Source organism: Flagellimonas aquimarina, assembly GCF_003149745.1.
GTDB classification, from domain to species: domain Bacteria; phylum Bacteroidota; class Bacteroidia; order Flavobacteriales; family Flavobacteriaceae; genus Flagellimonas; species Flagellimonas aquimarina.
On the sequence record NZ_QGEG01000006.1, the window covers coordinates 70,186 to 83,325 of the forward strand.

At 37.9% G+C, this 13,140-nt stretch carries 10 protein-coding genes; all 10 read right to left on the reverse strand.

Annotated elements, in window-relative coordinates; genetic code table 11:
* Positions 1-25 precede the first annotated feature (25 nt).
* The 10 genes from DKG77_RS16480 to DKG77_RS16525 all read right to left on the reverse strand — a co-directional run bounded on the left by DKG77_RS16480 (position 26) and on the right by DKG77_RS16525 (position 13,138).
* The gene (locus DKG77_RS16480; protein ID WP_109665643.1) at positions 26-2,092 is read right to left on the reverse strand and encodes a TonB-dependent receptor; all 2,067 of its coding nucleotides are present in this window, start codon (positions 2,090-2,092) and stop codon (positions 26-28) included.
* Between the two features lie 95 nt (positions 2,093-2,187).
* Positions 2,188-2,565 carry a hypothetical protein gene (locus DKG77_RS16485; protein ID WP_109665645.1) on the reverse strand — a complete coding sequence of 126 codons (378 nt, stop codon included), beginning with the start codon at positions 2,563-2,565 and terminating at the stop codon, positions 2,188-2,190.
* Positions 2,566-2,775: 210 nt separating this feature from the next.
* Positions 2,776-4,068 (reverse strand): DUF885 domain-containing protein, encoded by a 1,293-nt coding sequence (locus tag DKG77_RS16490; protein ID WP_109665648.1) that lies wholly within the window; start codon positions 4,066-4,068, stop codon positions 2,776-2,778.
* The gene (locus tag DKG77_RS16495) at positions 4,069-5,805 is read right to left on the reverse strand and encodes a PD40 domain-containing protein (RefSeq protein ID WP_109665651.1); all 1,737 of its coding nucleotides are present in this window, start codon (positions 5,803-5,805) and stop codon (positions 4,069-4,071) included.
* Between the two features lie 59 nt (positions 5,806-5,864).
* Positions 5,865-6,806, reverse strand: coding sequence for a PD40 domain-containing protein (locus DKG77_RS16500; protein WP_109665654.1), 942 nt, complete (start codon positions 6,804-6,806; stop codon positions 5,865-5,867).
* 172 nt (positions 6,807-6,978) lie between these two features.
* On the reverse strand, positions 6,979-7,515 hold the full coding sequence (locus DKG77_RS16505) for a retropepsin-like aspartic protease (RefSeq protein ID WP_165819413.1): 537 nt from the start codon (positions 7,513-7,515) through the stop codon (positions 6,979-6,981).
* Between the two features lie 42 nt (positions 7,516-7,557).
* Positions 7,558-8,649: a DUF2911 domain-containing protein gene (locus DKG77_RS16510; protein ID WP_109665659.1), complete on the reverse strand. Its 1,092-nt coding sequence runs from the start codon at positions 8,647-8,649 to the stop codon at positions 7,558-7,560.
* A 22-nt stretch (positions 8,650-8,671) separates the two neighbouring features.
* Complete coding sequence (locus tag DKG77_RS16515; protein WP_109665661.1) at positions 8,672-9,367, reverse strand: S1 family peptidase; 696 nt, start codon at positions 9,365-9,367, stop codon at positions 8,672-8,674.
* A gap of 7 nt (positions 9,368-9,374) precedes the next feature.
* Complete coding sequence (locus tag DKG77_RS16520) at positions 9,375-11,585, reverse strand: DUF5916 domain-containing protein (protein WP_165819414.1); 2,211 nt, start codon at positions 11,583-11,585, stop codon at positions 9,375-9,377.
* Positions 11,586-11,605: 20 nt separating this feature from the next.
* Entirely contained in the window at positions 11,606-13,138 is a 1,533-nt protein-coding gene (locus tag DKG77_RS16525) for a S41 family peptidase (RefSeq protein WP_109665666.1), read from the reverse strand.
* Between the last annotated feature and the right edge of the window lie 2 nt (positions 13,139-13,140).

The window sequence follows — 13,140 nt, forward strand, 5'->3', positions numbered from 1 at the left end:
ATAGTATAATTTATTGTCTATTACTTTAGTTAATGGCATACGAAACGGTCATGAAAAAGTTACGCCCCATGCGAGGTATATTGTTCCAATCCGTGTATGTGGAATAGAATTCGTCAAAAATGTTTTCAACACCTGTCTTAATATAAACAGCATCCTTGTTGATGGAGAAAGATTTGCCCAAGGCCATAGAAAAAACCGTGTAAGCATTGCTGCGGTCTTCTCCAAAAACAGGATTGAAGTTTACTTGGTCCGCTGCTCCACGCATGGTTAGTGAACCCGAAAAGGTTCCTGTGGTATATTGTACCATGGAATTATAGGCTATTGGACTTATAAAGGGCAGGTTTTGCCCATCTTGGTCCGTTCCCCTGTGATAGGATATTAATCCCGTCCAAAGGAGTTCTGGGGTAACCTCATATTTGGTATCTAAAGAAATGTTGTACAAATTGGCATATTCCAAGTTTTTATATACCTTGACTCCTTCTGCGCCAATGGTCATAACGCTTAAATCTGGATTTACCTCTCCAATGATAAAATCCATAGTGTGGAAGTAGTTGGCCTCAACACCTATAGTTAGTTTTTTCATTGGTAAGGAAACCTTGACATTGGTTTCGATTGCTTTTTCATTTTTTAAGTCCGGGTCACCTATATAATCATGGTTGTCAAAACTGTTGAACAGATAAAACCCAAAACCTTCAGAAACAGAAGGTGCACGATCGCCGTAGGAGAGTCCACCATTAACATGAAGCATTTTGAACTTTTTATGGTAAGCCGCGGAAACACTTTTTAGAAAACGGGCCTGTCTTTGGCTCATTTCAGGATAAAAAATCCTAAGACTGTTGAGACCAAATTCATCCGCAACATTAAAACCTTGTACGGCTAACCTTGTAGAAAGTTTTAAAGAACCTTCTTTAAGACTGATTTCGTCCTCGGCATAAAAACCAGAATTAATCATACGTACATCTGGCCAAGTTAACATGAACATTTCCCGCTCATTTGGATTGATGGGATACATAGTCATTTCGGCCAAAGAGCGATTGTAAAAACCATCTAATTTGAGCAGAAACTGATGTTTGTCCATTGTTAACTCCGTTTGGGAGTAGTACCCGTAGGTATCGCTCCATCCAGGCATGTCCATTCTAATTGGCACATCTGGTCTTTGGCTGTCATCCATGATATGTGTTATGGAGTTGGCATAAAGCTTTGTTTCCCAATTTTTAAAATCGCCAATAAAACGGGACTGTACCCAGCTTATGGAACCAATAAACGCCCTAGCTAATGAAACGTCCATGGGTAGGGCAGGGTAGCCAACATTTTTTGCTTCATCATAGATAAAACTTGCCAATAACTGCTGGTCGTCTGAAATTTTATAACCTGCATTTGCTGATATGTTATATTTTTCAAACTGAGAAAATGCAACCTCACCACCACCTGCGGTATAATTTTCCGCCTTTCTATAAATGATATCGGTATCTATATAGAATTGTTCGTCAGAGTAGTTCAGCTCACCTCCTATAATTTGGGCTTCATTGTTGGTTTCACCACCGGTTTCCACAGAGCCTACCCACCCTTTAGGTTTAAAATTGCTTTTTTCGAGCCTTAAATCAATACCTCCCCCTATGGTCGTCCCTTGTTCTGCGCCCTGTTGACCAGATGCCACATGAACATCGGAGAGGTTAGAAACATCTACATAGGAAGTTATTGGGTCCATTTTGTCCGTGCATGCGCCAAAAACCCGCATGCCATCAATAGTGATAGACAAGCGTTCTGAACTCATGTCATTAAGGACCGGTTCCCAGGCGTATGCTCCTCTTTTTATCATGTTCACTTTGTTAGAGGATTCTAGATATTCATCTAAAGTGGACAAGGGTTTATGGTGCGATTTATGTTCCAGTGCTTTGTTGTAGGAAGAAATTACAATGACCTCTTCTAAATGAACAGGTAATATAGAGTCTGTCACTAGGTCTACTTTTGATTCTTGTGCCGTACTAAAGCAATGGAATACCATTGCAAGCAGAACCGGAAAGAACAGTTTTGTTTTTTTTAGGGTACCAATAGTAGAATGGCTGAGCCCAATACTATATTCGGTTTTCATAAGATTATATTTTAAACTAATTCAGAAGGTGACGGGTACACACTTTCTTTGGATAAAAAATCATCCAAATGGAAAAGCAAGTACAACAGTTTGAATTAGGATACTTCTGGTGGCTCAGAAATCTCTGAAACAAATGGAGTTGAAATCAATAGGGAAACAAATTTGAAATTGTCTTTTGCCCCTTGCAATAAATCTTCCCCAAAGTCGATTTGGGCAGACAATTTATAGAAGAAAATATGTTGAACTTCAGTCTGGGATTGTTTTTCTCCAAATGGATTTTCTTCACTTTCCTTGGATTCTTTGGCCAACAATTTGGAGAGGTAACATTTTCCGTCGCAATTCAAAGCAGGTTTGTCCCTATTTTCACATAGGTTGTTTACGATGTAATTATAGTTTACAATATACTCAGCTATAGGATATAGGGGTTTAGCCAATATGGACAGTGAGAATAATATGATTGTGACATTTTTCACAGCTCAAAAGTAACGCCACTGCTATGGGGAAAACATGATAATTATCAGAATTAAGATAAAAATGTCTTTTTCTATTTTATTCGACTAAAATGGGAAAACAAAAAAGTCCTAAAACTTGATGGTTTTAGGACTTTTGGAACAATTTGCAGAAACTAATTTGTGACCTGACAAGTGTCTTTTTGAACACCAGTTAGCTTAAATAATACTGCGTCATTTGCCACTTAATGATTTTCTGAGGACACTAACCGGTATGTCGCCGTGTTTTAAAACTTCTTGATGAAAGGTCTTAAAATCAAAATCTGACTTCGTTTTTGCACTTTCAAGCAATTCCAGAAACATTTTTGCCCCATATTTATAAGTAATAACTTGTGCAGGCCAGCGTTTCATCCTGTTGATTTCCCGAAGTGCAATATCATCTTGGCCTTTTATATGTTCTTTCCAAAAGGCCATAGCCTTATCATCTGACCAACCATAGTAGTTCAAAGCAACGTCCAAGCATACTCTTACAGACCTGACCAAATCCCACTCCCATTTGCCGTACTCATCATAAATTGTTTCAAATATTCCTAGCTCATTACCCAAGTATTCCACATAAGCACCCCAACCTTCTGCATAGCCGGGGTACCAAAACAGGTTTTGGATTTCTGTTCTTTTGACGATGCTATTGACCATAGACTGATAATGGTGCCCAGGTATGGCCTCATGGGCATAAAACCATCTTAGCTGTCTTTTATTAAAAGGCTTGTCAAAAACATTATAAAAAAATGTACTGTTGCTGTAATAAGCGGGAGCATGGGACAATTCTTTATTGGTTCCCCTTGCAATTTTCACCTCTGGTATGCCCGAAACGTAAGGTAATAAACCATTGGCAAGCACTCCGACCTTTAATTTAATTTCTTCAAATGCTTTTTGAATATCATCAGGGTTATCAAAGAAAAAGGTTTCGTCGCCTAGATATTCATGAAATTCTTTTTCAGACAAACCGGACGATTCCTGCAGCCTTTTCATATTGGACTTTACAATTTCAATTTCAGCCAAGCCAAATCTGAACATCTGCTCCGGTTTCACCTCAGCATCAACCCAAAGCTTTAATAAATAGGCATACCATTTTTTTCCATTTGGTATGCTGTGAATACTTTTTGAATCGTCCAACTCAGTATTATAGTCCCATTGTTTTTCCAAAGAAATTCGCTCTAGGCGCAAAGCAATTTCATATTGCATTAGCTGATAATCCAACTTCTGATAGTCATCCAAATTGGTCAAGCTTACATCATCCAATTTCTCTTTAAATGCTTTATAAAAATTTTCTTGGCCTCGAATCTCTTTGGGTGGCTTTATCATTATTAAGCCTTGGGTGTAATTAATATGAAAATCAGATTGTTGTAAATGTATATGCCCATCGATAAAGTCCTTTCTCAAGTCTTCAAAATTGATGTTTTGGGAAGTTCCCATTTGAACAACGAACAGTATTAGTACGAGTATTTTAAATTTTCTATTGCTCATTTATCTCCAATCTTCTTTGTTAAAAGCAGCGACATAGATATCCAAATGCCCATCAAAATTTTCTGGGTTATCTGAATCTCTAGTAGAAGTAAAGAACAGGTTTTTTCCATCAGGTGTTACAAATGGACTTCCATCCACACCTTTACTATTTAACGACCGCATATTTTTTGGTTTGCCCCAAACACCGTTTTCTTGAAAAGCAATGTAAAGATCAGATACACCCAGGTCGCCTTCCGCGTACATGCGCACAAAGATCATAAAGGATTCATCGGGGGATACATAAGCGTCTGATTCCAATAAACTGGTGTTTATATAATCTGGAAGTGGTTCCGCTTCTTGATAACTTCCATTGACCAATTTTGAAACATAGATATCATAGCTGGTATCTTTATTTTCCCTGCTAAAGTATATGTTCCCTTTTCTGGTATATATTGGATAGTATTCGTTCAAAGTTGAATTGATTTCCTTCGGCAGCATTTCTGCCTTGCCCCAAGTTCCATCATTCAGTTTACTTCGCCAAATATTCCCATCTGTTCTAAGAGGCTCCGCTGATATGCCTCCCCTCATTTTAAAGAAAAGGTATTCGCCATTTTCGGTAATTTGAATATCACTTGCATCGTCGTAAGTTTTTCCACCTATTACAATTTCTTCTGGCTTGGAAAACACTCCATCGGTAATTTTACTTACTGTTATTTGCCTTTTAGTAAAATCTGAAGCCGCCCTTGTGAAATAAATTCCATCGTACTTTGAAGAAATACTGCCGCCATACTCCACATTTTCTGTTGTGACGATACCAACTTGAAACCTAGCCGAGGTTGTTCCAGAATAGCTTGGATAACTTTCTTTTCCCAAATATTTTTCTGGGTCAAAAGAAACAATGTAATGGTTAAAAAATGTGTTGTCGTCCGTACTTCCCCTGCTACTTGTAAAAATTAGGTAGTTTTCATCTCGGGTTACAAACGGACTTCCGTCATACCCCTCAGAATTGATGTCATCACCGAGCCATATTGGTGATGACCATACACCATTTTTACTAAAACTGATGTATAGGTCCGATTTCCCTAAATTTTGATATCGTTCAAATCCCGCAAAAATCAAATAGCTCTCATCTGGAGCAACAAACGCGTCCCCTTCCAATTTTTGGGAATTGATAGAATAGGGGAGTGCTTTGGGTTTCCCATATACACCATGAACATATTCTGAGACGTACAGATCACTGTTTTGAGAACCATGTGGTGTAATTGAAAAATAGAGGTTCTTACTATCTGTCATCCAAGGGTAAAATTGGTTTCCCTCTTGGTTTTGGGCAAAAAATGGTTTGGGTTGTTGCCATTCATCATTTTTTCGTTCTGACTTCCAAATGTTCCAATCGGTAATGGTATCATTTTCATGTTCTTGCATTATTGAAGAAAACAACATCATATTCCCTTCTGGATTTACATACACATCCGAATGTGGGGACCCTTCTGGTAATGGTATTGTTTCCAAATTTTTGAATGTACCTTTTGCATAATTCATTTTGTTGATGACTGAAGCAGATTTACCCATTTTAGTAAAGTATAGCTCCTTGGTTTTGGAAACAAACACGTTATTCCATTGTATAGAATCTGTAGATAGACTTCCCAGTCCAAGTTTTACGGGCACTCTAGTGTTTGCATATTGTGCAAATTCATCCTTAGTGTTATTGCAAGACAGCATTAACGCCAAACCTGCCATCAAAAAACAACATTTTCTCATCTATTCTTTATTAATTTATAATTGGCGGACAAGATTAACAGCTTCTTTTGCATATTTTTTTATTCAACTATAAGAGCTTCATACTTCTCAAGTTCAAAAGACACGTAAAAAACATTAAAAAATTCCTCCTGCCCGGGATTATCTGGATGTCTGCTACTTGTAAAGATTAAATACTTGTCATCTGAAGTTACATATGGACTACCATCAAAACCATGAGAATTTATGTTCTCACCAAGATTAATGGCATTGGACCACCCATTTTGGGTCCTAAATGAGATATACAGGTCACTTTTACCATAGTTATTTTCCTCACCAAAACCTGCAAAAATTAGAAAACGTTCATGACTATCAATAAATGGATCTCCTTCAAATTTATCTGTATTAATGTGCGATGATAGTTTTACAGGTTTATCATAATTGCCTTTGTTGAATTTAGCATAGAAAATGTCCATGTTTCTTGATCCATCAGCTGGGATATAAGCAAAGTATAAATCTTTATTGGCAGTTGTTGTTGGGTATCCAAAACCACCATCATAATCCATTTTTAATTCTATAAACTTTGGTGCGCCCCACCCATAGGGACTTTTGTTAAATTGCCAAATGCCATTTTTTGAATTATCGTCCAGTCCTCCATTTTGGGGCAAGGTACTTGTTAAGGTCACTGTGTTGCCATCCAAGGATACACTAGCATCGGCAAATGAATGTAAAGTGTCATTTATAATCTCAAGTGGATTAGAGAATTTTCCATTGATAAAGTTTTGGACAACTACTTTTGAAGGTTTTTTTCCATCACTTATTGTATACACCAATTTAGAACCATCTCCACTGAAAGATGAACCAAAATGCCTTAATCCCCTTTTTGTAACCATTCCTGGCATAAACAATTTTGGAGTGGCTGTTGCTTCTAATTGAGACTCGAAAACAACAGGCTTTACCTGTGTCTCAGAACAAGATGAAAGCAATAAATTGATAACGAATAACATTAAGACCTTTTTTTTCATTTTTTTTATTTTGCTCTGAACACAAAGGCATTCTTCCTTTACAAAGTTTTACGAGAATTGGGGAGGTTGCATACCGCGGAATTACATCAGCAGTATTTGTGCAACCCATCATCAAAAAAAACCTAAGAAGCTGCTCCACTTTAGAGCAAACATTTTATCCCCAATAGATTCGTTAACTTTTTACATATAGCGAGAGGTTAACATAATCGATAATGGCCTTATAATCTGTTAATATATCAGCCCCAATGACCCCATCGACTGGTTCAAGCCCAAGTCTTTCAAAGGCTTGGTTCACATGGTCCAAATTCATCATCATTAAATCCTTATCGTTGATATGTAATGCTCCCAGTATCAGATTGTTGTTCTCTGATATTTGCATTTGCATACTACCCCCGCCTGCCCCAGCGGCTAGTCGGTCAGATTCCTGTGATTCCATTTTAAATTTATCCTTGTTTTTTTCATCGATTACCGTTCCACTTGCTCCCGTGTCCAATAAGAAGTTTACTTGGATGCCATTTAAAATGCCCACTAAATGTAGATGCCCTGATGGCAATTTGTGCATTTTCAGTTCAACGTAACCGGCGTTGGATAAAAATTGATTCAACGGATTATTAGCAGTATTTGTGCTCTTTTCTGATTGGCCCCAGATATTTGACCCTAGACCCACTATGAGTAAAATGGAGAATGTCAGAAACGATTTCTTATTCATATTTTTCATTCGAGTTTGAATTAGGTAGAAGTTAAGATTGGTTTATTGTGGAAACTGATAGTTTCCTGCGTTGATTTCAGAAATAATTTCCTTAATACGAGATTTTCTGGGTACAGGTGCCAACGTCAAGGCCTTGTTTGCACCACTTAATGCCTTTTTCTTATCCCCAAGAAAGTAATGCCCCAAACCTTTGTTCAAATGCAAAAACCATGCTTTTGGAAAAGTTTTAAGATTCTGATTGGTCAATTTTAAACCTTGCTCGTAAAAGCCATCACGTAACAAAGTCTGGGTCAAATAATTTGCTTCCCAATCTTGTATGACCAAACTTTGTGCTTCATCGATGGTTGGTTGCAAGTCTCCTGTTTTACCCAGTTTGGCAATTAAATTGATTTTGGTCACTAGGTTCCTAATATCTCTATGCGCCGCAAAACCATTGTAGCCTCCGTTAATAGAGCGGTTTACCCATTCGTAGGCCTGTTCTATATTGGTGTTGTGGTCAAGGCACCATCTAGCGGCATCATTCCATGCCTGCCAATGGTACGTGTTGATTCCCCTGAGTTCACTCCGCAAACTCTCTACTACAGTTTTGTTGAGGTCAACCTCAATTTTAAAAGGTATTCTTTTCTCTCCCCACTCTAACCCAATGACCAGGGAGTTTTCAGTCCTGTTTAAAAATTCAAAATCCAATCGTTCAGAAATGGCGCAGGGTTCAGGATTCACGGTCACCTTCAGCGTAATATCTTTTTCAGTATCCAAATAATAACTCCCCCATTGGTCAAAATTATGTGCAAAAAGCAATGTATATGTATCGTTTTCAGGAATGATATGGAATCCATATTTGCCAGCTTTTAAAGGCTCTCCTTCAATTCGTACATCTGTGGAAAATTCAATGGTAGTGGCCATATTGGCTCCTGCACGCCATGCAATGGGATCTCCTCCTTGTGGTACCACATCATTCCAAACATCTCTATTTCGCAATGCAGGGCTTCCATAATCCAATGTGATCTCTGTTATGCCCAACCTTTGGGTCTCTTGTACCCTGGGGCTTCCTTGTGGCATGTTCAAGGTGTGAAATTGTGCAGTAAGGTTCTGCGACATAAATGCTATTAACAAAATAAATACTGGTGTTCTCATTTTTATCTGTGTGTTTTAAAATTTATTCGTTGATAATTGATTGAAAATGTTTGGTGGAGGAAGGTTCAAAAACCATTTTGTTTTCCTTTTGGTTGAAATACCCCATGGATACCAACCCCACCAACTTGCCTTTTGCATCTAAAACCGGCCCGCCACTGCATCCACCATATGTTCCTTTGGGAATATCTAGACTTAAATTGCCTTCCTGGGTAAAGCCTATAAATGATCCAACCACATTTACTGGTTCTGCAGTATTGTAGGGGTAGCCTAAGAAGCGAACTTTTTCTCCCTCTCTTAAAGGTTTCTCTCTCAAAGTATAGGTAATAATGTCTTTTGGGATATCTCCTTTAATGTCAAAGACCAACCAATCGGCTTTGGGAGGCATTGTTATGGCTTCGTTTGTATTTTCGTTGATTAGTTTGCCAGCAAGAACTTTGTTCTTTTCATTCTTTTTTGAAACAAACTCCCAAGATTTTAGCTCATCGCCTAAACTTATGGTCTTCATGCTATCAGTCTTTGCAAAAAACAGCACATGCTTAGCAGTACAAGCATACACCTTACCTCCATATCTCAGTAAAAATGCACTACCCGCATGTGGATTGTCAAATTTTTTGTTCTTGAATTTCACATCGCAAACTAGTACGGAATCTATCTGGGCCGAACAGCAGGAGATGCTAATTAAAAAGAGTGCCCATGTTGTAATAATGAATCTAGTCATAGCCTTGTTATACTGCAAATCTGTGAGTTAATTTTAGAATGATAGACTGGTTCTTTACATTGAAACCATTGGTGTCATTGTTCTGGTTATAGATCAAGAAAATGTCTGATAAAGGAGAATACCGCCACTGGAGCCTTGAAAAAACACTGAAATTTTCGCTCTGCGTATTGTATTGAACCGTATTGTTGAAGAATAGTTTGTTGCTAAAACTGATCAAGCCACGAAACCGGAACAAATGCAGGTCAAGGGTACCATAGTTTTCGGGCAAATAAATATCATTGTAATTATAGGACAAATTGAAATTTCCCCAATACCCAAACCGCAAATTTGCAGAAGCACTTAAAGTAGTTATGTTTCCGTTAAAAAACTCACCATAAGTTGCAGAGGTTTGATATGTAAATTGCTTACGGCCATCTGAATTGTATTGAACGGTTCCACTTGTAAAATTATAATTCCCAATAGGCAGATTATCAAATTCTGGACCAAGAAAATTTGTGGCAAACTGCAGATTCACTTCTCTGTTGGTACCCAAAAGTGTAAACTCCGAGGTGTTCCTGAAGAAAATGTCATATGCCAAATTGTTATCCCTGTCATTTAGAGTTCCATCAGAATTTAAGTAGAAATTATGGTTAAACCTGAATCCCTGAAAGTTAAGTTTGCTTGATTCTTTTTTGGGAAAGAACTTATAGGTAACGTACGGATTGGCAAAAATATAACCTTTTCTAACTACAGATTGGCTGTCTGCATTATAGTTAAACAACCGAGGTGTAAATCCCAATTCTGCTTGATAATCTTCATCCATTACATCCACAGTTAAACCAGTTCTAATCCTTCTGGTCGCATAGTGCCCGTCTATTCCAAAATATGAGCCTTCAGTGTTTTCATCTGTAATTGACCTATGATACTTTATGCTGTTGTTGAAGTTTCCTTTTTTTGAGATATAAGTAAACTCTGCCCCGTAGTTTCGTGCATAGTCATTAATGGTGTCATTGCCAGTTTCTTGCCTGTTTACAAACAATCCTTTTAGCTGTGACCTATTTAAAACTTTATGGTTGAACGCAACAATGGTATTGTTCTGGGCATCTAACCCTTCATCCTTTTTAGTCTGTACATTCATTGCCCCTATTCGCAGATCATCGGTAACATTACCTGTGACCCTGGCACCATAGGTTATTGGTGTGTTCAACCCGACTCTTCTTGAGAAAAATGGAAAGATTGAATAGCTTCCAAAACCCGAAAATATATCTGCATTTTCAACAAAAAACTCACGCTGTTCTGGGAATGAAATATCAAAACGTGTGATGTTTGTGACTTCCTGATCTATATCGGCATTGGAAAAATCAGGATTCAGTGTTACATCGGCATTCAATGATTTAGTTATGGCCATTTTTATATCGACACCAGCATCTATTTTGGTGTCGACATCGGTATTCTCAGCTTGATTGTCTTTTAATGATGACAGTGTTGTATAGGGTTTTACAAATGCAATCTTGTTTTTAACTACTGGAATCTCGGGCCATACCAATGTCCCCATATAATTGACATCGATCCCATTAAAATTAATGGGGAAGGGGGTAGTCCATGTGGTATAGTAGCCTTCAACTTTATCTCCTCTAATAAAGTTGATTCCCCATTTCAAGTTATCCTTGTTGTACCTCAAACTTGTAAAAGGAATCGCAATTTCGGTCAGCCAATAATTGTCGTATTGTTTTGTTGATGAGAACCAGCGTTCATCCCAGACATCGGAATAGGTTGTGCGGGAAGGTTCTACCAATAGATTACCATCCAACTCCGCTCCTCCGGCATTTATTCCAATAATGATTCCACTTTGCTTCTTATTTATTGGGTCCATGGCTATGGTAAACGAATCACTTCCCCATTGCGAATTATCCGAATCTCTTTGTAATGATTGAATGATCCGTTCGCCCTGATCAAAATTTTTGGCAAATATGTAGAGATTCTGATCATCGAAAGCTAATCGAATATTTGATGGGTTCTTTGAAACTCCAGTGTCAGTTGGGTTATGATTGTAAAGTGTATCTATCAACTGTGTATTATTCCATTCGTTTTCACCTTCAACCCCATCAATTTTAATGACTGTTCCAGCTTTTTTTATATGATATCTAAAGTCTTCCCTAGTGGAAACTTCTTGGGCCAAAGTATTAGTAGCATAGAATTGAAAAATGAACATAAGAATTAGCGAAGGATTGGTTTTCATTAACATTAATGTTGTTTTATTTAGTCTATGATTAAACTAAGACCCTTCCATTTTAAAGTATTTGGGAATGCTCCATTGGATGGATTTGTGCTATAATGAAGAAATACATCATCAATATCCGTTGAAAGAACTCCTTCTGAATGGAAGTACAGCTCAGTTTGGATTTCAAAAAAACTTTTCATTTTTCTGGACATTGTTAAGGACAATTTTCCATTGTTGTATTCAAGATTTATTCTTCTGCCATTTACCTTATAGGTACCTCTTAATTGTTCAAACAATGCTCCTGAGATAGGTTTTGGTAGTGATTGTTGATTGTAGTTCATAACGACGTTAATCCATGGATCCCTATTATTGGCCTTGTCTTCATAGGAGTAGGCCACATTTAAATCTGGTTTTAAAAAAGTATCTGTGTCTTGGTTCCAACTGGTTGACCATAAGGTAAGTGTGAGAGACACTCTTAGCCCTGAATTGGGCAATGTTATATACTTTGTATCACCTACTGTGTTTGCACCTTCGGCAGTGGGTTGCCCAACAACGATTGCTTTGGTATTAAGAGAAAGTATCGATGCAAGTTCCACCAAGGTGCCGCGGGTGGCACTACTTGTCAAGACAAATAGGTTTCCTTTTTTATTTATGGATTCGGAATCCCGAAGCAAATCTGTCAGTGATTTAAGTTTAAATCCATTGCCCCCTCCTCCATAGCGTAAGTCTATAATCAACCTGTTTACCTTCCCTCCGGAAATTAAGGTTTCGATCTTATCCACAAATTTGGAAAAGGAATCTCCATTCTCATGGTTTACCACTTTCTGGATCTGCACAAAAAGAGTTTTGGAATTTGGAACAAATTCGGACCAATAATTTTCATTTTGATGGTCCGAGTTGGTCATGTCAAAGACCCCATCATTTGGCAACCCTCGCCGTAACTTTGCGTACTCGCTTATTGCCTCACTTTTTACAGTTGTCTTTTTTCCCGAGGCGAACTCCAAATTTATTTTATCCAAGTCGGCACTTAAACCTGTGCTCTTTAAAAGGGATGGCATTAAACCGTAGGCTTGAAACAGGTATTTTCTATAATAATCGTTATCGGCATTTAAATGCGGTATAAATCTATGAAACACATCTTCCACCTTTACTCCATTGATTTTCACGATTTTTTCCCCAATGAATGCTCCGTATGTTGAACTGGCATCCAAAATATATAGACCATCATCGAACCAATACGTTTTTAGCGGAAGAACCTGCATGTTAAGTCTGGTTTGAAAGAAAGGTAGATTGCACCCTTCATCATTAAGCGTATTCAATAATCGCTGTATGCCAATCGCCACCTGCATTCCATCAAGATTATTTGAAGATGATATCAACCCTTTGTAGCTTTTTAAAAAAGCTTCTTTTTTCTCATTTTTATAAAATGGAACCGTGCTCTCCACCCTTTTTTTTAAAAACTCCAGATCTTCTTGCCATTGTGTATTGGTCAGGTTTAGATCCATCTCTTGGGATACGCCCGCAATTGAAAAAGCAAGCATGCTTAGAGCTGCCAAGAACTTTGACTTCATTT

Bases quoted from the DNA above. Each gene is read 5' to 3' on its own strand.
- DKG77_RS16505 (WP_165819413.1), bottom strand. From the start codon at position 7,515: ATGAATAAGAAATCGTTTCTGACATTCTCCATTTTACTCATAGTGGGT.
- DKG77_RS16525 (WP_109665666.1), bottom strand. From the start codon at position 13,138: ATGAAGTCAAAGTTCTTGGCAGCTCTAAGCATGCTTGCTTTTTCAATT.
- DKG77_RS16490 (WP_109665648.1), bottom strand. From the start codon at position 4,068: ATGAGCAATAGAAAATTTAAAATACTCGTACTAATACTGTTCGTTGTT.
- DKG77_RS16500 (WP_109665654.1), bottom strand. From the start codon at position 6,806: ATGAAAAAAAAGGTCTTAATGTTATTCGTTATCAATTTATTGCTTTCA.
- DKG77_RS16515 (WP_109665661.1), bottom strand. From the start codon at position 9,367: ATGACTAGATTCATTATTACAACATGGGCACTCTTTTTAATTAGCATC.
- DKG77_RS16510 (WP_109665659.1), bottom strand. From the start codon at position 8,649: ATGAGAACACCAGTATTTATTTTGTTAATAGCATTTATGTCGCAGAAC.
- DKG77_RS16480 (WP_109665643.1), bottom strand. From the start codon at position 2,092: ATGAAAACCGAATATAGTATTGGGCTCAGCCATTCTACTATTGGTACC.
- DKG77_RS16520 (WP_165819414.1), bottom strand. From the start codon at position 11,585: ATGAAAACCAATCCTTCGCTAATTCTTATGTTCATTTTTCAATTCTAT.
- DKG77_RS16495 (WP_109665651.1), bottom strand. From the start codon at position 5,805: ATGAGAAAATGTTGTTTTTTGATGGCAGGTTTGGCGTTAATGCTGTCT.